The organism is Teichococcus vastitatis, assembly GCF_003604215.1.
In the GTDB taxonomy this organism is placed as follows: domain Bacteria; phylum Pseudomonadota; class Alphaproteobacteria; order Acetobacterales; family Acetobacteraceae; genus Pseudoroseomonas; species Pseudoroseomonas vastitatis.
Map to the genome: position 1 here is coordinate 1 of NZ_QXGS01000007.1, position 25682 is coordinate 25682.

20 protein-coding genes are annotated in these 25682 nt (G+C 69.8%); 11 read left to right on the forward strand and 9 right to left on the reverse strand.

Annotation, left to right across the window (positions count from 1 at the left end; translation table 11 throughout):
• The first annotated feature begins 377 nt into the window (after positions 1-377).
• The 11 genes from D2K64_RS11465 (at position 378) to mdoH (ending at position 13660) form a co-directional block, all read left to right on the forward strand.
• On the forward strand, positions 378-1805 hold the full coding sequence (locus D2K64_RS11465; RefSeq protein ID WP_120008505.1) for a YcjX family protein: 1428 nt from the start codon (positions 378-380) through the stop codon (positions 1803-1805).
• Complete coding sequence (locus D2K64_RS11470) at positions 1802-2839, forward strand: DUF697 domain-containing protein (RefSeq protein WP_120008506.1); 1038 nt, start codon at positions 1802-1804, stop codon at positions 2837-2839. The genes D2K64_RS11465 and D2K64_RS11470 overlap by 4 nt, the downstream gene beginning before the upstream one ends.
• Before the next feature lie 80 nt (positions 2840-2919).
• The gene (locus D2K64_RS11475; protein WP_120008633.1) at positions 2920-4074 is read left to right on the forward strand and encodes a GNAT family N-acetyltransferase; all 1155 of its coding nucleotides are present in this window, start codon (positions 2920-2922) and stop codon (positions 4072-4074) included.
• A gap of 95 nt (positions 4075-4169) precedes the next feature.
• Entirely contained in the window at positions 4170-5297 is a 1128-nt protein-coding gene (locus D2K64_RS11480) for a helix-turn-helix transcriptional regulator (RefSeq protein WP_120008507.1), read from the forward strand.
• A gap of 142 nt (positions 5298-5439) precedes the next feature.
• The gene (locus tag D2K64_RS11485; RefSeq protein ID WP_120008508.1) at positions 5440-6795 is read left to right on the forward strand and encodes an ABC transporter substrate-binding protein; all 1356 of its coding nucleotides are present in this window, start codon (positions 5440-5442) and stop codon (positions 6793-6795) included.
• Between the two features lie 90 nt (positions 6796-6885).
• Positions 6886-7821, forward strand: a complete 936-nt coding sequence (locus D2K64_RS11490; protein ID WP_120008509.1) for a carbohydrate ABC transporter permease — start codon at positions 6886-6888, stop codon at positions 7819-7821.
• Position 7822: 1 nt separating this feature from the next.
• Positions 7823-8719, forward strand: a complete 897-nt coding sequence (locus tag D2K64_RS11495) for a carbohydrate ABC transporter permease (RefSeq protein ID WP_120008510.1) — start codon at positions 7823-7825, stop codon at positions 8717-8719.
• Between the two features lie 45 nt (positions 8720-8764).
• The gene (locus tag D2K64_RS11500) at positions 8765-9865 is read left to right on the forward strand and encodes an ABC transporter ATP-binding protein (protein ID WP_120008511.1); all 1101 of its coding nucleotides are present in this window, start codon (positions 8765-8767) and stop codon (positions 9863-9865) included.
• Entirely contained in the window at positions 9862-10629 is a 768-nt protein-coding gene (locus tag D2K64_RS11505; RefSeq protein ID WP_120008512.1) for an SDR family oxidoreductase, read from the forward strand. The genes D2K64_RS11500 and D2K64_RS11505 overlap by 4 nt, the downstream gene beginning before the upstream one ends.
• Positions 10630-10730: 101 nt before the next feature.
• Positions 10731-11819, forward strand: a complete 1089-nt coding sequence (locus D2K64_RS11510) for a malate/lactate/ureidoglycolate dehydrogenase (protein WP_202910638.1) — start codon at positions 10731-10733, stop codon at positions 11817-11819.
• A gap of 143 nt (positions 11820-11962) precedes the next feature.
• Positions 11963-13660 carry a glucans biosynthesis glucosyltransferase MdoH gene (gene mdoH / locus D2K64_RS11515; protein WP_120008634.1) on the forward strand — a complete coding sequence of 566 codons (1698 nt, stop codon included), beginning with the start codon at positions 11963-11965 and terminating at the stop codon, positions 13658-13660.
• A 5-nt stretch (positions 13661-13665) separates the two neighbouring features.
• Here the strand turns inward: mdoH and D2K64_RS11520 are convergent, their stop codons facing one another.
• From D2K64_RS11520 to D2K64_RS11560, 9 genes are all read right to left on the reverse strand, one after another.
• Positions 13666-13863, reverse strand: a complete 198-nt coding sequence (locus D2K64_RS11520; RefSeq protein ID WP_120008514.1) for a hypothetical protein — start codon at positions 13861-13863, stop codon at positions 13666-13668.
• An 83-nt stretch (positions 13864-13946) separates the two neighbouring features.
• Positions 13947-14450 (reverse strand): GNAT family N-acetyltransferase, encoded by a 504-nt coding sequence (locus tag D2K64_RS11525; RefSeq protein ID WP_120008515.1) that lies wholly within the window; start codon positions 14448-14450, stop codon positions 13947-13949.
• Positions 14443-17190: an FtsK/SpoIIIE family DNA translocase gene (locus tag D2K64_RS11530; protein WP_120008516.1), complete on the reverse strand. Its 2748-nt coding sequence runs from the start codon at positions 17188-17190 to the stop codon at positions 14443-14445. The genes D2K64_RS11525 and D2K64_RS11530 overlap by 8 nt, the downstream gene beginning before the upstream one ends.
• Positions 17191-17311: 121 nt before the next feature.
• Positions 17312-19096, reverse strand: a complete 1785-nt coding sequence (locus D2K64_RS11535; RefSeq protein ID WP_120008517.1) for a thiamine pyrophosphate-requiring protein — start codon at positions 19094-19096, stop codon at positions 17312-17314.
• A gap of 111 nt (positions 19097-19207) precedes the next feature.
• Complete coding sequence (locus D2K64_RS11540; protein WP_120008518.1) at positions 19208-20191, reverse strand: ABC transporter permease; 984 nt, start codon at positions 20189-20191, stop codon at positions 19208-19210.
• On the reverse strand, positions 20188-21708 hold the full coding sequence (locus D2K64_RS11545; protein ID WP_120008519.1) for a sugar ABC transporter ATP-binding protein: 1521 nt from the start codon (positions 21706-21708) through the stop codon (positions 20188-20190). The genes D2K64_RS11540 and D2K64_RS11545 overlap by 4 nt, the downstream gene beginning before the upstream one ends.
• 6 nt (positions 21709-21714) lie before the next feature.
• On the reverse strand, positions 21715-22671 hold the full coding sequence (locus tag D2K64_RS11550; RefSeq protein ID WP_120008520.1) for a sugar-binding protein: 957 nt from the start codon (positions 22669-22671) through the stop codon (positions 21715-21717).
• Between the two features lie 132 nt (positions 22672-22803).
• A complete protein-coding gene (locus tag D2K64_RS11555; RefSeq protein WP_120008521.1) occupies positions 22804-23574 on the reverse strand; it encodes an SDR family NAD(P)-dependent oxidoreductase in 771 nt (256 codons plus the stop codon).
• A 94-nt stretch (positions 23575-23668) separates the two neighbouring features.
• Entirely contained in the window at positions 23669-25582 is a 1914-nt protein-coding gene (locus tag D2K64_RS11560; protein WP_238384148.1) for a DNA/RNA helicase domain-containing protein, read from the reverse strand.
• Positions 25583-25682 lie beyond the last annotated feature (100 nt).

Genomic DNA, 25682 nt, shown 5'->3' on the forward strand with positions numbered 1-25682 from the left:
GGCCTTCCACCGGTGGCTGGTTCAGCCCAGCGCCGTCATGCGGATGCTCTTCAACGGCATCCCCATCAGGCGGAAAACAACTGCCATCGGGCAGCCAGCTTCGGCCATGCTCTCATCCCGCAGGTGATGCGGCACGCTGCGACAGGACAGGGCGAGACGTGGGCTTCATCGGCTCGCCGCCTTCCTGATGCGGGTGGTGCATCCCTTCGCCCTGTTGTTCGATGCCGCGCCGACCGGCGGCCCGATCCTGCGGCCGCAGGTGCTGGACCCTTTCGCGTCCCGCCCGGCGCTGCGCCGGATCACGCGGCCGCCGGTGCGCCTTTCCCCGGCGCCCCGGCGGCCCCACATGCGGCGGCGTGGCATTGGGGCGGAGGCACATGGCGGCGAATGGCTTGGGGTTGGGCAATCTCGGACTCGACTGGATCGGCAATGGCCTGACCCGCCTCACGGATGAGGCGGAGCGGCTGCTCAATGAAACCACCCTGCGCGTTGCCATCACCGGGCTGAGCCGGTCGGGCAAGACGGTGTTCATCACCTCGCTGATCGCCAACATGCTGGCCATGGGGCGCGGGCGGGACACGCTGCCAGCCCTGTCGCGCATGATGCGCGAGGGCGGCGAGGAACGGCGCATCCGCTCCGTCCGGCTGGAACCGGCCGGTACCCAGGCGCTGGACTGGTTCGATGCCGCCGACAAGCTGCGCGACCTCGCCGGAGCCAGCCCGCACTGGCCGCCGCGCACCAGTGACCTCGCTTCGGCGAGCCTGACCTTGACGGTGGAGCGCGGCGGCACCTTCGGCACCTGGCTGCCGCCGCGGCGGGTGCGCCTTGAATTGCTGGATTATCCCGGCGAATGGCTGCTCGACCTGCCCCTGCTGGACCAGGGCCACGCGGAATGGTCGGCCGCGACGCTGGACCTGCTGCGCCGCCCGCCGCGCGCCGCCATTGCCGGGGATTTCCTCCATTTCCTGAACAGCCTCGACGCCAATGCGCCGGCCGAGGAGGCGGTGGCCCGGCGCGGCTTCATGCTGTACCGCGAAATGCTGACGGCGGCGCGAGACCGGCTTGGCCTGCGCTGGCTGCAGCCCGGCCGCTTCCTGGTGCCCGGTCCTAAAGGCGACAGCCCGATGATGTGGTTCTTTCCGCTGCCGGGGCAGGGATCGCCATCGCCGGGCTCGCTCCGCGAATTGCTGGCGCGCCGCTTCGATGCCTATCGCGACGATATGCGTGAAAGCTACTTCGACCCGTGGTTCGCCCGCTTCGACCGACAGGTGGTGCTGGTGGACGCGCTGGGCGCGCTCTGCGCCGGGGAAGGTGCCTTCGAGGATGCGCGGCACGCGGTGGAACAGATCGCCCGCGCCTATGATGCACGCTCCCGCTCGCGCTGGCTGCCCGGCTTCTCGACGCTGAAGCGGGTCGCCTTCGTGGCCAGCAAAGCGGATTACGCGCCGGATGTGCAGCGCCCGGCCTTCGAGGACCTGTTCCGCGCCATGGTGGGCGGCGGCGATGGCGGCCGCATGGTCAACCACCTGGCCGTGTCAGCCCTGCGCTGCACCGAGGAAGGCGAAACCCGGCCGGGCGAGCCGCCGGTGGTCTATGGCGTACCGATGGGCGAGCAGCGGCGCCGCCCGTTCCGTCCCGGCCACATTCCTTCCGTGCCGCCGCCTCCGGGCGACGCTTTCTGGCGCCGCCCCTATTTCGAATTGCCGGTGTTCCGCCCACCTGTGATCGATCCGGATGGACGGGAAGGTATGCCGCAGATCGGCATGGACCGCCTGCTGGCCTGGCTGCTGGAGGACGCGCTGTGATCAACCGACCCGGCAACACCGGTCCTGCCCCCGGGGGGTCCGCCGCTCCCGCCCCGCTGGCTCCGGCTCCGCTGGCTCCCGGCTGGGCGGACGAGCCCGAAACCGCCACGCGCGACCGGGCCGACACGCTGCGCGCCTCCTTCGATGCCACGCTCGATGCTGCCACGGGGCCGGCGCTGATGGAGCCGGAGGCCGCGGGCGGGCTGATCCGCCACGGCGAGCCGGCCGCGCTCGGCGTGCCGGACGCCGCCGGACAGGCGGCGGGATGGTTGTCCTCCTTCGGCAGCTTCGGCGCCGCGGCGGCGCTGCTGGTGCTCGGCTCCTTCGGCCTCGGGCTGGGGCTGATGATCGACGATTTGTTCAATGCCTCGCCGGTGCTGGGCTGGCTCGGCAGTGGTCTCGGCATCGGCGTCGGCGCCACCATGCTGTGGGGGCTGGGGCGCGAATGGCGGGCGCTGCGCCGGCTGGATGCGCTGGAGGACCTCGCCCGCACGGTGCGCGACGCGCCTGACAAGACCCCGCCGCCGCGCGTCCTGATCCGCTGGGCCGAAGGCGTGGCGGAGCGCCTGCCGGAAGCATCCGCCGCCGTGGCGGAACTCGGCCGCGCCGCCACCATGGAGGAAGCGCGCGGTCTGCTGCACACCGGGCTGATGCCGATCCTGGATGCGCGGGTGAAGGCGCTAGGCTGGCAATCGGCACGGCAGGTGTTTCTCACCGCCGCCGTGCTGCCGTCGCCAGCGCTGGATGCGGCGGCCATGGCGCTGATCGGGCTCCGGTTGATGCGGCAGGTGGCGGTGCTGCACGGCGTCAGGCCGGGCGCGGCGGTGCTGTGGCGCCTGCTGCGGCGGCTGGCCTTCTCCGCCGGACTTACCGCCGGTGTCGATCTGGCCGTGGAGGCCGGCGTGGAGCAGCTGGTGGAGGGCCATGCCGCCAGGCTCGCGGGCGGTGCGGCGGGTGCCGCGGTGGCGGCGCGTCGCATGACACGGCTGGCGGCGCTGTGCGCCGAGGCCTGCCGCCCGGTGCCGCGGCGCTGATGCGCCCTCGTTAATGGCATAACGGTGATGCTGCGCCGCACCCTTGCGGGCGGCGCATCCGGGGGCACATGCTCCAGGCCATGCCCGACAGCCAGCAGGAACTGACCCTTCGCCTGCATCCCGCCATCGCCGAAATCCCCGCGGCGGAATGGGATGCGTGCGCCGGTCCGGACAATCCGTTCACCAGCCACGCCTTCCTGTCCGCCCTGGAAGACAGCGGCTCGGCCAGCCCGCGCACCGGCTGGCTGCCGCAGCACGCGGCGCTGCGCGACGCGGCCGGGCGGCTGATGGCCGTGGCACCGACCTATGCCAAGAGCCATTCCTATGGCGAGTACGTGTTCGACCATGCCTGGGCCAACGCGCTGGAACGGGCCGGCGGCCGATATTACCCGAAGCTGCAGGTGGCGGTTCCGTTCAGCCCGGTGCCGGGCGGGCGGCTGCTGGTGCGGCCGGGTTCGGGCATCGCGCTGGCCGGGCTGGGGGAAGCGCTGGCCCAGGCGGCGGAGCAGCTGGAACTGTCCTCGGCGCACGTCACCTTCTGCACGGAGGCGGAATGGCGGGCGCTGGGCGAGGTCGGCTGGCTGCAGCGCATCGGCACCCAGTTCCATTGGCAGAACGAGGGCTATGGAAGCTTCGAGGATTTCCTGGGCGCGTTGTCCAGCCGCAAGCGCAAGCAACTGCGGCGGGAACGGCGGGACGCCCAAGCCGCCGGCCTCACCTTCCGCACCCTGCAGGGCGCCGCCATCACGCCGCTTCACTGGGACGCCTTTCACCGCTTCTACATGGACACGGTGGACCGCAAATGGGGCAGCGCCTACCTGACCGAACGCTTCTGGCCGCTGCTGTCGGAGCGGCTGGGCGACCGCGTGGTGCTGATGGCCGCCGAGCGGGACGGCGAGCCGGTGGCGGGCGCGCTGAACCTGATGGGCCGGGACGCGTTATATGGCCGCAACTGGGGCGCCGTGGTTGAGGCGCCGTTCCTGCACTTCGAGCTCTGCTATTACCAAGCCATCGACTTTGCCATCGCCCAGGGCCTGAAGCGGGTGGAGGCGGGAGCGCAGGGTCAGCACAAGATCCAGCGCGGCTATCTGCCGGTGCCGACTTATTCCGCCCACTGGATCCGCCACCGCGGCCTGCGCCGGGCGGTAGCCGAGTTCCTGGACGCCGAGCGGCCCGCCATGATCGAGGAAATGGGCCAGTTGGCCGATGCTTCGCCGTTTCGTGAGGTGGGCTGATACCGCATCTCACCGATTTGGGTGAGTCTGCTTTCGTTCCGTTGGGCTAACACTCTGAGGAACAGGCGAAACGCCAGCCTCGGAGGTGGAATGACATGGCTGATCCACGGGATCTGGCGCTCGGTCTCTACGACGCCGTGTTGCAGGGGCAACCACTGGAAAAGTCGTTGGGCGCCATCGCCGCTGCACTTGATGCCCAGACCGGCTTCATCGCGCGGCTCGGGCTGCAGCATGGCCGGCCGGTTGATGCGACCGACTTCACGTCGCACCATTTGTCGATCGAGACGCTGCACGAATATGCCCGCGACTGGCTGCCGCATGACCCCCGGGCCGCGGCCATGCACTGGGAAACCGAAGGCGTGGTCAATCTCGGGCGCCTCTGCCCGGTGTCGGAATTTCTCCGCTCGACCTACTGGAACGAATTCGGCGCCCACAAGGAGCCTTGCGTGCACACGTTGGCCGCCAGCTTCATCGAGGCGGAAGACCTGCATGGTTCCCTGATCGTGCATCGCCCACCGGAGCGGCCCCCTTTCGGGACCGCGGAAGAGCAGCTGATGGCCACGCTCTACCCGCATCTGCGCCAAGCCCTGCTGGCGCGGGCGCGGCTGGGATCGGAGCAGCGGCGGGAGGCGTGGCTGGAGGCCGGGCTGGACGCGATGCGCCAGGGTGTGGCGGTGCTGGACGCCGCCGGCCGGCTGTGCCACGCGAATGCCGCGCTGGAAGCCATGGCCGCGCAGCGGGACGGGCTGGCCATCGGCCCGGACGGCCTGCTGCTGACCGATCAGGCCACCATGGCCCAGGCGCGGCATGCGCTGGGAATCGCGGTGGCGGTGTCGGGGGGGCGGATCCGCCTGTTGCCGGACGGGATGAGCTTTGCGGTGCCTCGCCCCTCCGGCAAGGCGCCCTGGCTGGTGCAGATGTTGCCGCTGCGGCGCGCCGAGCAGGGCAGCCTCGCCGGGTTGCAGGGCGCCGTGGCGGTGGTGACCGATGGCGCCACGCGCCGTCCACCCTCGGCGCTGCTGCTGCAGAAGCTCCTCGGCCTGACGCCGGCGGAGGCCGATCTGGCGGCCGCCCTGGCGCAGGGCCGCGACATCGCGGAGCAGGCGCGCCGCAGGCGGGTTTCGCGCGAAACCCTGCGCAGCCACCTGGCGGCGATCCGGCGCAAGACGGGATGCCGGCGCCAGGCCGAGCTGGTGGCGCTGGTGCTGCGGCTCGGCGGCTAAAACAACATCGTCAACGGCACCGCTTCAGCCGGCTGCGCTGAAGCATTGCAAGAACACGGCGCCACCGCCTAACCTCGCGCTGCAACGAGTGGCCATAAGGCCCGTGGCGGCAGAGGCCGCCCGTGCAAGGAGGTTTTCGGACATGGAAGGCAACGGGATTTCCCGTCGTGGCGTGCTGCGCGCTGGTGCGCTAGGCGTCGCGGCCAGCACCCTGCCCCTGGTGAACGTGCATGGCCAGAGCTCCGGCGGAAGGCTGGCGCTGGGCCTGTGGGACCACTGGGTTCCCGCCGGCAATGACGCGATGCGTAAGATCGTCATGGACTGGGGGCAGAAGAACCGGGTCGAGATCCAGCTCGACTTCATCACCTCGGTCGGCAGCAAGAACCTGCTGACCATCGCCGCCGAGAGCCAGGCGCGGCAGGGCCACGACATGCTCTCCTTCCCGACCTGGGAGGTGCATTCCAAGTCCAACCTGCTGGAGCCGCTCGACGACGTGATGGGCCGCCTGCAGGAGAAGTATGGCGGGCTGAACCCGATCACCGAGTATCTCGCCAAGGTCGAGGGAACGTGGCGGGCGGTGCCGGCCATCTCCGGCAGCCAGAACAAGCCGGCGATCGGCCGTTTCGACCTGCTGAAGCAGCATGCCGGGCTGGACGTGCAGGCAATGTACCCGGCCGCCGACAAGGCCGGCCCGGGCGCCGATGAATGGAACTGGGACCGCTTCCTGAAGGCGGCCGAGTCGATGCAGAAGGCGGGCACGCCATTCGGCCTGCCAGTCGGCCAGTTCCCCGACGCCACCGACTGGATCGGCAGCCTGTTCCAGTCCTTTGGCGCGACGCTGGTCAATAAGGATGGCGACATCACCGCCAAGTCGGACAGCGTGCGCCAGGTGCTGGACTACGCAAAGCGGCTCTGCGCGTTCCTGCCGAACGACGTGTTCTCCTGGGACGACGCCTCCAACAACCGGGCGCTGATCTCCGGCAAGTCGGCGCTGATTTTCAACCCGCCCAGCGCTTGGGCAGTGGCGCAGCGCGATGCGCCGGATGTCGCGAAGCAGTGCTGGACCTTCCCGGCGCCGGCCGGCAGCAACGGGCGCTTCACGCCCTACTTGCCCTATTTCTGGGGGGTATGGAGCTTCAGCCGCAACAAGGGCGCGGCCAAGGCGCTGATCGAGCATCTCAGCCAGCGCGAGCAGGCGCAGGCGATGGTCGCCGCCAGCAACGGCTACGACATTCCGCCCTTCGACAGCATGACCGACTTCGACACCTGGCGCACGGAGGGGCCGCCGCAAGGCGTCGTCTACAACTACCCTGTCCGGCCGCACCACAACGCGAAGCAGTTCGTGGCCTGCAATCCGGCGCCGCCGGCGATGGCGGTGCAGATGTACAATCAGTCGATTCAGGCAAAGATGATCGCACGCGTGTCGCAGAACAACGAATCGATCGACAGCGCCATTCGCTGGGCGGAACAGGAGCTGGAAGGATTCCAGCGCGGCTGAGCCGTACCGGAGAAACCGTGAGGACGCGCGCGGGGGAGATTGATTCCCGCGCGCGAAGTCTCATCTCCCGCCACCGCGAGGGAACCTGACATGTCCCAAGGCACGCTATCCAGCCCCGTCGCGCCGGCCGTCGTCTCGCCGCAGAGCACGCTGCGGCGGCTGGCACGGCGCAATTCCACCGTGGCCTTCCTGCTTACCCTGCCGCTGATCCTGCTCGTGCTTGGACTGGTGGTGTATCCATTCTTCTACGCGCTCTACCTCGCCACGCTGAACAAGCGCATGACGCGCTTCATCGGCTGGGACAACTTCACCTTCCTGTTCGGACGGCAGACCTTCTGGGACGTGGTGTTCCAGTCGGTGCTGTTTGCCGTCTCGGCGGTGGTGCTGAAGGCGCTGATCGGCTTCATCCTGGCGCATGTGCTGCACGCGCTTCCGGCCAAGGGGCAGCGCAAGTGGCGCGGCATGCTGCTGGTGCCCTGGGTGATCCCGCCCGCCATCTCGACGCTGGCTTGGTGGTGGCTGTTCGATCCTTCCTACTCCGCCTTCAACTGGGCGCTGATGGGCATCGGCGTCGATCCGGTCCCTTGGCTCGGCACCAGCGGCTGGGCGCGCTTCTCGGTGATTCTGGTCAACGTCTGGTACGGCTCGCCCTTCTTCATGATTATGTACTTGGCGGCGCTGAAGTCGGTGCCTGACCAGCTCTACGAGGCGGCGGCGATCGACGGCGCCACGGGATGGCAGAAGCTGCGCTTTGTCACCTTCCCGATGATGCGCAACATCATCTCGATCACCGTGCTGTTCAGCCTGATCGTCACCTTCGCCAACTTCGACATCGTCCGCATCCTGACCAATGGCGGCCCGCTGGACTCGACGCATGTCTTCGCGACCTACGCTTTCCAGGTCGGTATCCAATCGGGCGACATCCCGCTTGGCGCCACCATCAGTCTGTTCATGTTCCCGCTGCTCGCGGTCTTCGCCATCTTCATCCTGCGTGGGGTGAACCGGCGCAACAAGGAGATGGCTTGAGATGAGCGCCACAGCCGCGACCTCCACCTATACACCCGTCGAGCGCAAGCAGGGCAGCCTCAAGCGGGAGCGCCGCTGGGCGATGATCGGCGCATACATCGCGCTGGCGGTGTTCGTCGTGTTCTTCATGATGCCACCCTTCCACATGCTGATGACCAGCCTGAAGAGCAGCGGCGAGATCGCCGACCTCTCCGGCAACCCCTGGCTCGTCAGTGCGCCGACGCTGCAGAATTATTGGGAGCTGATGACGGAGGGGAACTACCTCATCCATTTCCGCAATTCGATCATCGTCACCGCCTGCACGGTTGCCATCACCATGGTGATCTCGACCCTGGCGGCCTTCGCCCTGGCGCGGATGAAATTCTGGGGCAGCACGACGCTCGCCACCGGTGTCTTCCTCACCTACCTGGTGCCGGAGACGCTGCTGTTCATCCCGATGTTTCAGATCATCGGCGGCCTCGGCCTCTACAACAATCTCTGGGCCATGGTGCTGATCTTCCCGACCATGACGGTGCCCTTCTGCACCTGGATCATGATCGGCTACTTCGCTTCCATCCCGAAGGAACTGGACGAGGCGGCGCTGATCGACGGCGCCGGCCACCTGCAGATGCTGTGGAAGATCTTCATTCCCGTGGCGCTGCCGGGGATCCTCGCCGCGATGATCTTTGCCTTCACCGTATCCTGGGCGGCATTCATCTACCCGATCGCCTTCCTGGTCTCCTCTGACCAGATGGTACTGACGGTGGGCATCGTGTCCGACCTGATCCGCGCCGACACCTTCCAGTGGGGCAAGATCATGGCCGGCGCGCTGATGGCGGCCTTGCCGCCCCTGCTCGTCTACGCTTTCCTGATGGACTACTACATCGCCGGGCTCACCGCCGGCGCCACCAAGGGCTGAGGCCGCGAAGACGGTCAGAGATCAAGCGCAGGGAGATCCAAGAGAATGGCTCAGGTCACACTGAGAAAAGTGGTCAAGGCCTATGATGGCGGTGTGCAGGCGGTGAAGGGCATCGACCTCGACATCGCCGACCACGAATTCGTGGTGCTGGTGGGACCGTCGGGCTGCGGCAAGTCGACGACGCTGCGGATGATCGCCGGGCTGGAGGAGATCTCGGACGGCGAGATCGCCATCGGTGGACGCGTCGTCAACGACGTGCCGCCGCGCGACCGCGACATCGCCATGGTGTTCCAGAACTACGCGCTCTACCCGCACATGACGGTGTTCGACAACATGGCCTTCGGGCTGATGCTGCGGAAGTTCGACAAGGCCGAGATCAAGCGCCGCGTCGACAACGCCGCGCGCATCCTGGAGATCGGGCCGTTGCTGGAGCGCAAGCCAAAGGCCTTGTCCGGCGGCCAGCGCCAGCGCGTCGCCATGGGCCGCGCCATCGTGCGCGACCCCAAGGTGTTCCTGTTCGACGAGCCGCTGTCCAACCTCGACGCCAAGCTGCGCGTGCAGATGCGCACCGAGATCAAGAAGGTGCACCAGACGGTGCGCACCACGACGATCTACGTGACGCACGACCAAGTGGAGGCGATGACGCTCGCCGACCGCGTGGTGGTGATGAATGGCGGCATCATCGAGCAGGTCGGCCCGCCGCAGGAACTGTACCACAACCCGAAGACCCGCTTCGTCGCCGGCTTCATCGGCTCCCCTGCGATGAACTTCATTCCCGGCCGGCTGGAGAACGGCGCCGGCGCGTTGCGCATCCACCTGCCGGGCGACATCGTCCTGCCGGTGCCGGCCGAGCGCACCGACCGCTACAAGGCGCTGGCCGGCCGCGAGATCCTGTTCGGCATCCGCCCCGAGCACCTGACGGAAGCCAAGAACCTCGACCGCCCGCATGTGGCGCCGATGACCGCGACGCCGGAGGTGACCGAGCCTATGGGCATGGAAACGCTGGTGCACTTCAAGATCCAGGGCGCCGAGATCTGCGGCCGCGTCGATCCCGGCGCGTCGGCGCATCCCGGGCGCCCCCTTCCCATGGCAGTGGACATGAGCAACATGCACATCCTCGATCCGCAATCGGGCCGCGTTCTGTGAGCGGCGGCACCACGAGCGGCAAGACCGCCTGGATCACCGGCGCCGGCTCCGGCATCGGTCAGGCGACGGCGGTGGCGCTGGCCAAGGCCGGCTATCGGCTGGCGCTGTCCGGCCGGCGCGAGGAGAAGCTGCGCGAGACTGCCGGCATGATCGGCGGGAACGCGCTGGTGCTGCCGCTCGACGTCACCGATTCCGCCGCCGTGCAGGCCGCGGCAAAGCGCGTGGCGGAGGAGTTGGGCGGGCCGGACCTGCTGGTCAACAACGCCGGCTCCAACGTGCCGCGGCGCCACTGGCATCAGCTGGTGCCGGAGGACGTGGAACGCGTGCTGGACGCCAACCTCACCGCGCCCTTCATGACCAGCCTGGCCGTGCTGCCGGCGATGAAGGCGCGCGGCGGTGGGCTGATCGTGCAGATCGCCTCGATCGCCGGCAAGGGCACCTCGGCGGTGTCCGGGCCCGGCTACATCGCGGCGAAATCGGGCTTCGTGGCCCTGTCCGCCACGCTGAACGCCGAGAACGGCATCCACAACATCCGCTCCACCTGCATCTGCCCGGGCGAGGTGGCGACGCCGATCCTCGACAAGCGCCCGGTGCCGGTGTCGGCCGAGGACCGCGCCCGGTTGCTGCAGGCCGAGGACATCGCCGCCGCCGTGCTGTTCGTGGCCGGGCTGCCCGACCGCGTCTGCCTGACGGAGATGCTGGTGATGCCGACCTATGAGCGCCTCGGCGCCGAATGGGCGAGGCAGGTCGCCGCCATGCCGTGACGTGGCCGCGCCGGGAGGGGTGGCCCTCCCGGCGCGACGGCGCCATGCTGTTCCTCTCCCCGGCCACACACGAAGCCGGGCCACGCGCGGAGAGGAACGGAATGGACGCTCACCCCCCTGTCATGATCGAGGTGCCGGTGCTGGAGGCGCTGGTACGCGACATGTTCACCGCCGCTGGCTGCAGCCCGGGGGAGGCGGGAATCATCGCCTCCCATCTCGTTGGCGCCAATCTGGCCGGGCATGACAGCCACGGGGTGGTGCGGGTGCCGCGTTACCTCGACTGGATGCGGTCGGGCTTCGTGCATGCCGGGCGCGAGCTGCAGACGGTGATGGATGGCGGCGCCTTCGTGCTGTTCGACGCGCAGTTCGGCTTCGGCCAGCCCATGGCCAAGCAGGCGGCGGAGGCCGGCATTGCCCGCGCGCGGGCGAACGGCGCGGCGGTGATCGCGCTGCGCAATGCCGGCCATGTCGGCCGCATCGGCCACTATGCCGAGATGGCGATGGAGGCCGGGCTGATCTCTGTCCATTTCGTCAACGTCGCCGGGTCCAACCTCGTCGCGCCCTATGGCGGGGTGGAACGGCGGCTGTCCACCGCGCCCTTCGCCGTCGGCGTGCCGCTGCCGGAACGACCGGTGGTGCTCGACTTCGCCACCTCCCGGGTGGCGGAAGGCAAGGTGCTGGTCGCGTCCAACGGCGGCAAGCCCCTGCCGCCGGACGCGCTGATCGAGCCGGACGGCACCCTGTCCGGCGATCCGCACACGCTGTATGGCGACTACCCGCCGGTCGGGCTGCGGGAGGCGGGTAAGGGATCGGGTGCCATCCGCGCCTTCGGCGACCACAAGGGATCGGGCCTAGCGTTGATGTGCGAGCTGCTGGCCGGTGCCTTCACCGGCGGCGGCTGCGCCGGCCCCACCGCAGGCCGCGGCCGCATCAGCAACGGCATGCTGTCCATCTACCTGTCTCCGGCGCATTTCGGCACGGAAGCGGATTTCCACCGCATCGGCCGCGAGTATGTCGACTGGTTCACCAGCAGCCGTCCGGCCAAGGCGGACGAGCCGGTGCTGCTGCCGGGCCAGCCCGAGGCCCGCACGCGTGCCGATCGCCTGGCGCAGGGCGTGCCGCTGCAGCCTGATACCTGGACCAGCCTGGTGCAGGCAGCCGCCGCGCTGGGGGTGGCGGCGCCGGCCTGAGGCAGGTGGCGGGCCGGCAGGCCCGCCTTGGCTTTCGCACCGTGCGGCCGAATGCGCTAGGTCTGGCCGAGGCCGGTGGTTCGCGCCGTGCCGCAGTGTTGAAGGCCGCCCCGCCCTTGCTGTCCTGCTTGTTCGCACCGACTATGTCCGGTGCCCCCGGTGCCGGCGTCGCACCCCGCCGCTTCGCCTTTCTCGGCCTGTGCCTGCTGATCGGCACGGGGCTGCTCGCGTTGATGTTGCGGGTGCTGGCGCCCGGCGGCTGGACCGGCTGGGAGGTGCTGCTGCTGCTGGCCTGGCTCGGCACCTTGCCCTGGACAACGTTGTGCGCCGCCAATGCGCTGCTGGGCTTCGCGCTGCGGCTGCGGCGGCCGGTTTCCGACGCCGCGCCGCCTGGCCCGCCGCGCGGCACCACCGCCATCACGCTGTGCCTGCGGCACGAGGACACCGCCGCCGCCCTGGCCCGGCTGGTGCCGCTGCTGGACGGGCTGGAAGCGGCCGGGGCAGGGCACCGCTTCGTCTTGTGGCTGCTCTCCGACTCGCAGGACCCGGTGGCGGTGGGGCGCGAGGAGGCGGCGGTGGCCGCCTTCGCAGCCTTGCGCACGCAGCGCCTGATCCCGGTGCGCTACCGGCGCCGCGCCGGGAATCCGGGCTTCAAGGCCGGCAACGTCATGGACTTCCTGGACCACCATGCCGGCGGCCTGGAGTTCTTTCTCTGCCTCGACGCCGATTCGGAGATGTCCGCGGCGGCGGTGCTGCGGCTGGTGGCGATCATGGAAGCCGATCCACTGCTGGCTATCCTGCAGCCGCTGATCGCCGGTCGCCCGGCCGCCACCGCCTTCACCCGGATGTTCCAGTTCGGCATGCGCGCCGGGATGCGGGTCTGGGCCGCCGGTCAGGATTGGTGGCAGGCCGACGAAGGGCCCTATTGGGGTCACAATGCGCTGCTGCGGATCGCGCCCTTCCGGGCGCATGCGCGCCTGGAGCCCCTGCCGGATGGCAGCCATATCCTGTCGCATGACCAGATCGAGGCGGTGCGACTGCACGCCGCCGGCTGGAAGGTGCGCTGCCTGCCGGATGACGAGGGCAGCCTGGAAGGCAATCCGCCGACCCTGCCGGACTTCCTGATCCGCGACCAGCGCTGGGGGGCGGGCAACATGCAGTACTGGGCGCTGCTGCGCCTGCCGGGGCTCAGGCCGATGGGCCGCTGGCAATTGTTGCAGGCGATCCTGTTGTTCGCCTCGGCGCCGCTGTGGCTGGTGCTATTGCTGGCGGCGGTGCTGAACGCCGCCGCGCCCGGTGGCGCGGCGATCCTGGGGGCGGCCCCAGGGGCGACCCCGGGGGCGGCCCTTGGCGGGGGGGCGTTGTTCGTCCTGCTGGCCGCCAATTGGCTGGCGCTCTATGCACCGAAGCTGCTGGGCTATGCCGAGTTGCTGCTGCGGCCGGATCAGGCCGCGCGCTTCGGCGGCCGGAGGACGGTGGCCCGCGGCATCCTGGCGGAGCTGGTGTTCACCACCTTCTGCGACCCGCTGACGATGGCGGACAAGGCGCTGTTCCTGGTCCGCCTGCCATTCGGCGCGCGGACCGGCTGGCTGCCGCAGAACCGCGACGCACGCGGCGTGCGCTGGCGCGATGCGGCACGGCTGCTCTGGCCGCAGGCGGTGCTAGGGGCGGTGACGCTGGGCGGGCTGGCCTCCGCGGGCGGCAGCGCCTGGCTATGGGGGCTGCCGGTGGCGGGGCCGCTGCTGCTCGGCATTCCCTTTGCCGTGCTCACGGCGCATCCCGGCTTCTCGGACCGCATCCGGCGCGCGCAGCTGTGCCATACGCCCGAGGAGATCGTTTGAGCCGGTCAGCCCTGCGGCCGGATGGTCCAGCCGGGAGGAGCGGGATAGTCGGCGGCATGGGGGTGGCCGCCCGTGACGGCCCCGGCCGGCACGCCGCCCTGCCACGCCTTCGGCAGTTCGGCGACCGCCATCGCCAGGGTCGGCACCGCCAGCAGCGCCAGCACGGCGGTGACGGCCAGATCGGCCAGGGTGATGGTTCTCATGCTGGCGGCGATCCGTCGGTGGTTCCTGCACAACATCAACGGCGGCAACCGGAGCCGGGTTGCCGGCCAAGCCACAGGATGGCTCAGAACCGCAGCACCATCAGGTGTTCGTCATGGTAGGTAGCGCCGATCTTCAGCGCCCGCGTCTCCAGCGCCCAGTCGGCGAAGCCGGCGCGCCGGTACAGCGCTCTGGCCGCGGCATTGCCGCGGGTCACGGACAGCCGGACTTCCTCGACATGCTGCCGCGCATGAACCAGCACGGCCCGCAGCAGGGCCGGCGCCAGCCCGCTGCCGCGCGCCGCCGGGCGCAGATAAACACCCCAGAGCAGGCCCTTGTGCCGCTGCTTCTCGGCCTGTGGCACGGCCAGAGCCATGATCCCGGCCATTTCCTCCGCGCCGTCCAGCCAGCCGCCGAAGACGGCGCCGTCGGCGATCCGGGCGGTGAAGACGCCGGCGGGCTGCGCCGCTTCCTCCGCCACGCTGCTGCCGAACGCTTCCGGATGCGCCGCCAGCGCTTCCAGCCGCATGGCGCGAAACGCCTCCGCATCCGCCACGCCGAGGCGGCGGATGCGGAAGCGGTCAGTCATCGCTGCGCCGCGCCAGCACCTCGCGCTTGCCGACATGGTTGGCCGGGCCCACCACGCCTTCCTTTTCCATCTGCTCGATCAGCTTGGCAGCGCGGTTGTAGCCGATGGAAAGGTGCCGCTGGATGAACGAGGTGGAAGCCTTGCCTTCCCGCGTCACCAGCGCCACCGCCTGATCGAACAGGCCTTTCTCGCCATCCGAGGCGCCGGCGATGCCGGACAGGCCGCTGTCGCCGCCTTCCTCCTCGTCCGATTCGGTGACTTCCTCGATATAGGCGGGCTCGCCCTGCTCGCGCAGCCAGTCCACCACCTTCTCCACCTCGCTGTCGGACACGAAGGGGCCGTGTACGCGGGCGACGCGGCCGCCGCCGGCCATGTGCAGCATGTCGCCCTGGCCCAGCAGCTGCTCGGCGCCCATCTCGCCCAGGATGGTGCGGCTGTCGATCTTGGAGGTCACCTGGAAGGAGATGCGGGTCGGGAAGTTGGCCTTGATGGTGCCGGTGATAACGTCCACCGAGGGGCGCTGCGTCGCCATGATGACGTGGATGCCGGCGGCGCGCGCCATCTGCGCCAGGCGCTGCACGGCGGCCTCGATCTCCTTGCCGGCGACGATCATCAGGTCGGCCATCTCGTCGATGACCACCACGATCATCGGCAGCGGCTCCAGCGCCAGGGGCTGGTCCTCGAACACCGGCTTGCCGGTGTCGGGGTCGAAGCCGGTCTGCACGCGGCGGCTCAGCACCTCGCCGCGCGCGCTCGCGGCCTGCACCTTCTCGTTGTAGCCGCCGATGTTGCGCACGCCGAGCTGCGACATGGCGCGGTAGCGGCGCTCCATCTCGCGCACCGTCCATTTCAGCGCGCCGATCGCCTTGGTGGGCTCCGTCACCACCGGTGCCAGCAGGTGCGGGATGCGGTCATAGACCGACAGCTCCAGCATCTTCGGGTCGATCATGATAAAGCGGCACTCGTCCGGGCTGAAACGGTAGAGCAGCGACAGGATCATGGTGTTGATGCCAACCGACTTGCCCGAGCCGGTGGTGCCGGCGATCAGCAGATGCGGCATGCGGGCGAGGTCGGCGATCACCGGCGCGCCGCCGATGTCCTTGCCCAGCGCCAGCGGCAGCTTGCCGGAATGGCGGCGCCAATCCTCGGCCGTCATCATCTCGGAGAAGAACACCATCTCCCGCTTGGCGTTCGGCAGCTCGATGCCGATGACGTTGCGGCCGGGCACGGTGGCGATGCGCACGGCGACCACGCTCATGGAGCGCGCGATGTCATCGGCCAGGCCGATGACGCGGGCCGATTTGGTGCCGGGCGCCGGTTCCAACTCGTACAGCGTCACCACCGGACCGGGGCGGATCTCCGCGATGCGGCCGCGCACGCCGTAATCCTCCAGCACGGATTCCAGCAGGCGGGCGTTGTTCTGCAGGGCTTCCTCGGAAGGGCCGGCGGCGCGGCGCACGGGCGGCGGTGCCAGCAGGTCGAGCGGCGGCAACTGGAAGGGCGCGGCCTCACGCGCCGGCTCCGGCCTGGCGCGGCGCGGCAGCACGCGGTCCAGCATGCGCGGGCCGGGCCCGGGGGCCGGGGAAGCCTCGGGCTTCGGGCGCGGCGGCGGCTCGGGTGCCAGCAGCGCGAGGTCGTCCGCCTCATCCTCCTCCGGCTCATCGAAAGGCGGTGGCGGCTCCTTGCGGGCATCGCGCACCAGCGGCGGCGCCGCCGCCTCGCGCGCCAGCCGGGAGATCGACGGCTCGGCGGCCCGGCGCTCCCCAGGGGCGTGCAGCACCGGGGCGCGGCGCTCGCGGCGGCTGCCGGCGTCCGGCGCCGCTTCGGCCACGGCCTCGTCGGCGGCACGCAGCATGGCGGCCAGCTGCGGCGACGGAGCCTCGCTGCGGCGGTTCAGCAGGCCGCCGACGGCGCCGCCCACCGCCAGAAAGGGGCGGGCCAGCCGGGTGGCGACGCTGGGACCGGCATCCTCGGCCTCGTCCGCTTCCGGTTCCGGCTGCCAGCCCGGGGCAGGCTGCGGCGCCGGCGTGGCGGCGCGGGCGAACAGGCGCGAGGTCAGATCGACGCCGCCCCGCGCCGCGCCGCCGGCGGCGCGGCCGGCCTGCTTGCCGGCCTGACGCCACACCATCAGCGGCACGGCCAGGGCCGAGAAGCTGAGCCAGCCGGCCAGGGCGATGATCACCACCTGCGCCACCACGGTGCCGAAGGGGCCGAACACGGCGCTGCCGGTGCCCTGCACGGCGTTGGCGAGCAAGAGGCCCATGGCGCCGCCGGGTCCTGTGGCGGCGGGCGCTCCGGATGGCAGCGGCGCCAGCGCCAGCGCGGCGGCCAGCATCGGCACTGCCGCCAGCACGGCCGCGATGCGTCCGGGAAAGGGTGCCAGGCCGCGATGCGTCGCCAGGCGCCAGGCCCAGCCCAGTGACACGCCCACCGGCAACAGCGCCGCCCAGCCGAAGGATTGCAGCAGCAGGTCGGCGGTGATCGCGCCGGCCGGGCCGGCCAGGTTGGTGGGCGCCCGCGCGGTGGCGGTGGAGAGCGACGGATCAGCGGGGTTGTAGCTGACCAGTGCCACCAGCAGGGCCAGCCCGACGAGCCCCAGAACCAGCCCCAGCATCTCCGCGCCGCGGCGCCGCAGGGTGGCGATCACGGCGGGCGAGGCGAAGCGGCGCGGCGCGCTGCCGCGCTCGGGTTGCGAGGGGGTGCGGGACGGGGAACGGCGATCGGCTAGGGCGCGCGGCATTGGCCTCAACATGGCTGTTGCTCAGTGAGGCCCGGAAGCTAACACGGCAAAGGTTTGGAACAGAAGGAAAGTGATGCGGGAAAAACCCCGCGGCCCGCTGCTTCCGCCGCTCGCCGCCGGCTCAGCTTCCGCCGGGCAGGATGCGACTCGCGACCTGCCGCGCCGTGTTGCCCAGCACCGAGCCTAGCTCCGGCTCCCCGAACATGCTGCGCATGAAGGCCTGAGCCTGCTTCAGCGTGATGTGCGGCGGCAGGGGCGGCACGTTGGGGTCGGTGCGCACGTCGAGCACCACGGGGACGTCGGAGCGCAGCGCCTCGTCCCAGGCGGCGCCGAGCTGTTCCGGATCATCCACCGCGATGCCGCGCAGCCCTGCCAGCTCGGCCATGCGGGCATAGGAGAATTCCGGCAGGCTCTGCGAGCCGAGGAATTTCGGATCGCCGCCCATCACCCGCTGTTCCCAAGTCACCTGGTTGAGGTCGCGGTTATTCAGCACCAGCACGGCGAATCGCGGGCTGGCCCAGTCCCGCCAATAGCGGCTGACGGTCAGCAACTCGTTCATGCCGTTCATCTGCATGGCGCCGTCGCCGCAGATGGCGATCACCGGCCGCTCCGGATAGGCGAATTTGGCGGCGATGGCGTACGGCATGCCCGAGCCCATGCTGGCCAGCCCGCCCGACAGGCTGGCCAGCATGCCCCGCCTCAGCTTGACGTCCCGCGCATACCAGTTGGTGGAGGAGCCGGAATCGGCACCGATGATCACGTCCTCCGGCAGGCGCTTCGACAGCTCGGTGAAGACGCGCTGCGGATTGATCGGATCGGCCTTGGCCATGGCCCGCTTCTCGGACAGGCGCCACCAATCCTCAGTCCAGCCGCCGATCCGCTCGCGCCAGCGGCCCTTCTCCTTGGGCTGCAGCAGGGGCAGCAGGGCGCGCAGCGTGGCGGCGGCGTCGCCGACGAGGTTCACCTCCATCGGATAGCGCAGGCTGAGCATGGCGGGATCGCGGTCGATCTGAACGCCGCGGGCGGCGCCCTCCTTCGGCAGGAACTCGGAATACGGGAAGGAGGAGCCGACCATCAGCAGGGTGTCGCATTCCTGCATCAGCTTCCAGGAGGCCTCGGTGCCGAGCAGGCCGATCGAGCCGGTAACCCAGGGCAGGTCGTCCGGCACCGCGGCCTTGCCGAGCAGCGCCTTGGCGATCCCCGCCTCCAGCACGCCGGCCACCGACAACACCTCGTCCGTGGCGCCGAGCGCGCCGGCCCCCACCAGCATGGCCACCTTCCTGCCGGCGTTGAGCACCTCGGCCGCCTGCCGCAGGGTCGCGTCCGTGGGCACCACATGCGGCTCGGAATGGCCCACGCCGGTGTGGATGGTGCCATGGGCATGCGGCGGGGTTTCCACCGCCGGCAACTCCTGGATGTCGTTCGGCATAATGATGCAGGTGATCTGCCGTTTGCTGACGGCGATGCGCATGGCGCGGTCGATCAGGTGGCGGATCTGTTCCGGCACGCTGGCCTGCTGCACATAGCCGCAGACGTCGCGGAACAGCGCCGACAGGTCCACTTCCTGCTGGTAATGGCCGCCGAGCGCGGCGCGCGCCTGCTGGCCGACGATGGCCAGCACCGGCATGTGGTCGGCCTTGGCGTCGTACAGCCCGTTCAGCAGGTGGATGGCGCCGGGGCCGGAGGTGGCGAGGCAGACGCCGACTTCCCCCGTGTACTTGGCATGCGCCCCGGCCATGAAGGCGGCCATCTCCTCGTGCCGGGCCTGCACGAAGTGGATCCGCTCCTTGGCGCGGTCGAGCGCGCCGATCAGCCCGTTGATGCCGTCTCCGGGATAGCCGTAGACCCGCTTCACGCCCCATTGTCCCAGGCGTTCCCAGACGAAATCGGCAACGGTCTTGGCCATGGGGAGGCTTCCTTCAGGGTGGTGGGGCAGTGCCTGGACCAACGCGGAGTGGGAAGGGGATGTTGCCGCCCGGCCTGCTGCTGCCAGGAAGCCTCGGCGGCAGATCAGGTGCTATTCGGCCGGGGCGTGCCCTTGTGCCCGGCTGAGCTGGATGCGCTGCTTGCGTTGCCCCAGCTGCTGGTCGGCGATCACGCCGAGCAGGATCACGCCCCCCATCACCGCGAAGTTGAGCGAGGACGGGATGCCCAGGATGTTCACCAGGTTCTGCAGGATCTGCAGCAGCACCGTGCCCAGCACGATGCCGAGGATGCTGCCCTCTCCCCCCCGCAGCGAGCAGCCGCCCAGCACCGCCGCGGCGATGGCATACAACTCGTAGAAGCTGCCGAAGGAGGATGGCGAGACGGAGGAGGTGTAGAACACCAGCAGCACCCCGGCGAGCCCGGCCAGCGCGCCGCCGAGCAGGTAGGCGCCGGTGATCACCGCGTCCGTGTTGATGCCGGAATGCCGCGCCGCCTCCTCGTTGCGGCCGACGGCGTACAGATAGCGGCCGAACACCGTGCGGTGCAGCACCACGGCCATGATGATGGCCACCACCACCATGATGATGAACGGGTTCGGGATGCCGAAGGAGCGGCCGGACGCCAGCCAGGACACGGTGTCGATGTCGCCGGCATAACCGAAGCCGCTGGTGGAATCCTGCGTGTAGTAGCGGGCGATGCCCCGGTAGATCAGCAGGCCGCACAGCGTCACCACGAAGGGCTGCAGCTTCAGCCGCGTCACCAGCAGCCCGTGCAGCAATCCCAGCGCCAGGCCGATGCCGATCGTCGCCAGCACGGCCAGCGGCCAGAACAGCTCGAAATTCACCAGCAGGTCCACCAGGACCACGCCCAGCAGCGCGAACATCGAACCCACCGACAGGTCGATGCCGCCGGTGATGATGATCAGCCCCTGGCCGATGGCGAAGATGCCGAACAGGCCGATCAGGTTGGCCATGTTCAGAAGGTTCACCCCGGACAGGAACAGCGGGTTCAGCGCCGCCGTGATGCCGCCGATGACCACCAGCAGCAGGGCGAGGCCCAGTTCCTTTTTGCTCATGCGTGCGCTTCCTCCGCCTCGTGCCGGGACCCGATCGCCAGGCGCAGCACCGCCTGCTCGCTGAAGCCGGCGCGGTCCAGCCCGCCGCTGATACGGCCCTCATGCATCACCACGATGCGGTCGCTGACGCCCAGCACCTCCTCCATGTCGGAGGAGATCATCAGGATGGCGACGCCGCGGTCGGACAAGGCGCGCATCAGCGCGTAGATCTCTCCCTTCGCGCCGACATCGATGCCGCGGGTCGGCTCGTCGAACAGGATCACCCTGGGCGCCATGGACAGCCACTTGCCCAGCACCACCTTCTGCTGGTTGCCGCCCGACAGGGTGCCGGCGCGCACCGAGCAGTTCGGCGCCTTGATGCGCAGCCCCTGGCGCTGCTTCTCCGCCGCCGAGCGTTCCAGCCGGTGCACCATCAGCCCGCCGCGGGTGTAGTCCGGGGCGCTGGCCAGGGTGACGTTCTCGGTGATCGGCATGTCGAGCACGAGGCCGGCCTTCTTGCGGTCCTCCGGTGCCAGGTAGATGCCGGCAGCCACCGCGTCGCGCGGCCCGCGCAGGGTGAGGGGCTTGCCATCCAGGCGGACCTCGCCGGCCAGCGGCAGGTCGATGCCGAACAGCGTGCGCGCCAGCGAGGTCCGGCCGGCGCCGACCAGCCCGGCGAGGCCCAGGATCTCGCCCGGACGGATATGCAGATCCACCGCGCTGCCGGGGAACGCCGTGGTCACCAGCCCGCGCACCGCCAATCCGCCTTCGCCGGGCGGATTCGCCGGCGGTGCGTAGAGCGAACGCAGCTCGCGCCCGATCATCAGCCGGATCATGGTGCCGTGGGCGATGTCCTCGCGCCGCAGCGCGCCCACCATCTTGCCGTCGCGCAGGCAGACCACGCGGTCGGCGCAGTCGACGATCTCGCCCAGCCGATGGGTGATGTAGATCAACCCGACGCCGTCGGCGCGCAGTTCCTTGACCACCGTCAGCAGCCGCGCGGTTTCCGACAGGGTGAGGGAGGAGGTCGGCTCGTCCAGGATGATGATGCGCGCCTCGGCCGCCAGCGCGCGGGCGATCTCCACCAATTGCCGCTGCGCGATGGAGAGTTCCGCCACCGGCGTGTCCGGGGTGAAGTCGGCGCCCAGCCGCTGCAGGATCGGCGCCACCTTCTCCCGCGTCGCGCGGCGGTCCACCAGCCGCAGCAGGCCGCCGCGCAGCGGCTCCCGCCCGAACAGCACGTTGCCGGCGACATCGAGGTTGTCGAACAGGCTCAGCTCCTGGTGCACGAAGGCGATGCCGGCGCGCGTCGCCGCCGGCACATCCCAGGATTCCTGCACCTGCCCGTCGATGCGCAGCGTTCCCTCGCTGGGCGGCACCACGCCGCCCAGCACCTTCATCAGCGTCGACTTGCCGGCGCCGTTCTCGCCGATCAGCCCGAGGATCTCGCCGCGGTCGAGGTGCAGGCTGACACCGTCAAGCGCGCGGACGCCGGGATAGGTCTTGCCGATCCCCTCCAGTTCCAGCAGCGGTGCCATGCGGCGTCAGGCCCCCCGCAGGAGGTCCCGCATCTGCTTCTGGAAGTCGGCGACGTTGGATTTGTCGATGATGCGGGTCGGGATGATGATCTGCTTGTTGGCGGGGATGAAGGATTTGTCGCCGTTCAGCACCTTCACCATGCCGACCATGCTCTGGTAGCCGAACTCGAAGGGCTGCTGCACCACGGTGGATTCGATGGTGCCGTCGGCGATGCCGCGCAGCGTCAGCGCATCCTCGTCGAAGCCGACGATCTTGACCTTGCCCTCGCGCCCCGCGCCCTTCACCGCCTGATAGATCTGCGGCGTGTTGTAGGCCCACAGGCCGGTCAGCAGGTTGATGTCGGAATAGCGCGCCAGCGTGTCCTCGACGTTGCGCTTGGCGCGGGCGATGTCGCTCTCATCGGTGCGGATATCGATGATGTTGATCTCGCTGCCCTGCAGCTCCTCGCGGATGCCCTGCACGCGCTCGCGCGCATTGTCGGCGTCCATAGTGCCGACGAACAGCATCGCCTTGCCGCCCTGCGGCAGCGCCTTCTTCATCTGCTTGCCCGCCTCGCGCCCGGCGGCGACGTTGTCGGTGCCGATATAGACCAGCCGGTTGCTGTTCGGCGCGTCGCTGTCCGAGGTGAACAGGATCGCCTGCGAGGCCACGCGGTTCAGCGTTTCGGTGGAATTGGCCGGGTTGATCGGCGAGATAGCGATGCCGGCCACCTTGCGCGCCAGCAGCTCGTCGATGATGCGGCGCTGCTCGGCGGCGCTGGCCTGGCCGGGCACGATCATCTCCATGGCGAAGTCGGGATGCTCGCGATTGGCCTTCTCGATGCCGCGGCGGCAGATGGTCCAGAAATCGGCCGAAACATTGACCACGAAGGCGAGGCTGCGCTTCTCCTGCGCGGCACCCATCCGGGGCCATGAAGCCAGCGCGATCGCGGCCGGAGCGGCCAGCAGTGAACGCCTTTGCATCGCTTTTTTCCTCCCTGCGGGCCCGTTGGCGGGCCTCAGCCCTGAACAGGGCTGTTGCGCGAAGGCTAGCAGATGCTTTTCGCGCCGAACCGGGCCACGAAGCGGCCGCACGAAGCTGTGAAGTGGATAACGTCAGGTCCATCCGCCATCCACCACGAATTCCTGCGCGGAACACATGGCGGAAGCATTTGAGGCCAGAAACAAGGCCATGTCGGCGATGTGCTCCGGCCGCACCCGTCCGGCCAGCGCCTGCCCGGCATCGATCTCGCGCTCGGCCTCAGGGGTGACCCAAAGCTTCAGCTGACGCTCAGTCATCACCCAGCCGGGCACCAGCGTGTTGACGCGGATGTTCTGCTTGCCGAAATCCCGCGCCAGGCCGCGCGTCAGGCCCTGCATCGAGGCCTTGGCCATGGTGTAGGCCGGCATGCCGCCCTGCCGCAGCTTCCACGACACCGAGCCGAAATTGATGATGGAGCCGCCGCCGGCGCGCTGCATCATGGGGATCACGGCCTGCGCCGCGAAGAACACCGGGCGCATGTTCACGGCGATGCGGTCATCCCAGTATTCCGGGGTCACGCGCTCCACCGCGTGGCGCTCGTCATGCGCCGCGTTGTTGAGCAGCACGGTGACGTCGCCATGCGCCTCGCCCACGCGGCGCACCGAGTCGCGCAGCGCCTCGATGTCGCGCAGGTCGCAGTACAGGAACAACGGCTTGTGCTGAGCGCCCTCCGCCGCGATCGACTCGACCACCGCCTCGCTTTCATCCCGGGCGATGTCCACGAAGGCCACCTTGCTGCCCTGGCGTGCGAAGGCGCGGGTCAGCGCGGCGCCGATGCCGCTGCCGCCGCCGGTGATGAACACGCTGCGCCCGGCCAGGTCCGGGTAGGTGGCGTTCTGCTGCATCTGCTTCCGTCTCCGCTTCCCTTGCCGCTCCCTCTGGCGGGGCGCCGCAAAGCCAGAGTGGGCCGCTTTGCCGCCGCCTGCAACGGGGCGCGACCTACAGCAGCAGGGGCTCGCCCATGGGCTGGCACGGGGCCATGCTGGTCTCCGGCGCCAGGGTCGGCACACCGCAGCGGCACAGATAGGCTGCCACGGCGTCGGCTTCGGCAACGGGGCGAGTCGGATCGTCGGAACTGCCGGGCGGCACAAAGATCACGGTCTGGAACCGGGCGCGGGTCAGCAGCACGCGGTAGGTGTTGCGGATGTAACGCCGCGCTTCCGGCGCCTGAACCCGTTGCCAGCCCGTGCCGGCGAACCGCCGTGCCTGCCAGCCATCCGGACCGCGGACGAAATCGCCGCCCCAGGCGAGCCCGACCCAGTCCAGTTCCAGCCCCTGGCAGGCATATTCCGTGGCGCAGACTTCCAGCGCATCGGAACCGCGCACATCCGGCCAGCGGCGCAGGAACCAGTTCACCACCTCGGCGTCGGCGCCCTGAAGCTGTGCGCCCAGCCCTTCCGCCCTCAGCCGCTTGGCCTTGGCAGAACACACCAGGCCGGCGCGGCGCAGGCCGCGCGCCTGGTGGCGCAACGCGTGACGCAGGGCGGCGAGGTTGCGCGTCAGGACGAAGGGCGGCGGCGATTCCGCGGCGATGGCGGCCGCCACTTCCGGTTGGTCCGTCAGCACGGCATCCACCCAGGCGGCCGCGGCATCGTGATGCACCGTGCGGATCGGCACCCGAAGATCCAGGGCAGGGTCCAGTGCCAGCCAGGACGGCGCATCCTCGGCTAGGCGCTGCATCGGCTCGGGGGCTGCCAGAACATGCGGCGCCGCGCTGGCCTGCCAGCTTCCCCGGCTGGCGGCGATCACCCGGCCCCATTCCCGCAGCCCGGCCTCTCCGGTGTTGATCTCCTGCCCGTTGCCGATCAGCGCCACGATCACCGACCAGCCAGCCCTCCGCGCCATGATCTCCAGCATGTGGCCGGGTTCGGACAAGGTCAGGATGGAACTCCGGCGCTGCGTGTCGCGGCCAGCCTGCGCCGCGTCCCAGGCGCGCTGCGCTTCGTCGAAGATCACCACATGCTCGGCCGGCGCCTCGGCGGGGTGACGCACATGGTGCTCCAGGAAGCGGTGGACGTTCTGCAGCACGGCGCGGGCTTCCCGACGCGGCTGGCGCTGGCCGCGACCCTGGCGCTGCTGTGCATCCTGCACCAGCGCGCCGCGCAGCACCGCGATCAGCGGCGCATTGCCGGTCAGGAAGGTGGTGCCTTCGGCCCCGCCGCCAAAGGCGAGATGCAGGCCGCAGAGGGTTTTGCCGGCCCCCGGCACGCCGGTGACAAACACTACGCGCCGTTCGCCGGCCGCCGCAGCGCCGCGGATCGCGCGGCGGATGGCCTCCGTGGTGCGCGTCAGATTAGCGGCATCGGCGCGGGCGGAGGCGATGGCCGTGACGTCGTGCCGGTCGAACAGGCGGCGCGCCGCATCGATGATGCCGGGCACCGGCTTGTAGGGGGCAGCGCGCCAGGCCGCGGGATCCAGGGGCTGCTCCGGCGTGGGGATGGAAGCCTGAATGTTGCGCAGCAGCCCTGGCAGTCCGCCGCGGCCGGCGCGCAGCACCGGCGTCACCGCGTGAAAGATCGGCCATTGGTTGACGGGCGGGGCGGCCTCGCTGCACAGGAGCAGCGGCACCACCGGCCAGGCCCGGCTGGCGGCGTGGAAGTCATGCAGGTCTAGCGCGTAATCCTCGGCCTGCGCCAGATCCGCCGCCGTGAAGCCGGCGGCGCCATGCTTGTATTCGAGCACCAGGATGGCGCGGTCGGTCAGCAGCACCGCATCGATGCGCTTTTCCAGCCGCAGCAGGTCGCATTCCAGCAGCATAGTCCAGCCGGACCCACCGGCCTGTTGCACCGCCTGCTGTAATGTCTCGATCAGGGCGCGCCAGCTTTCCCGCTGGGCCCGCTGCACCTCCGGCATCTGGCCGGCCTGGGCGAAGGCCAGTTGCCCCGCTCAATGATCCGCGGCATGGCGCAGCAATTCGGCGCCGGAGGCGCAGATCCAGGCTTCCATGCGGCGA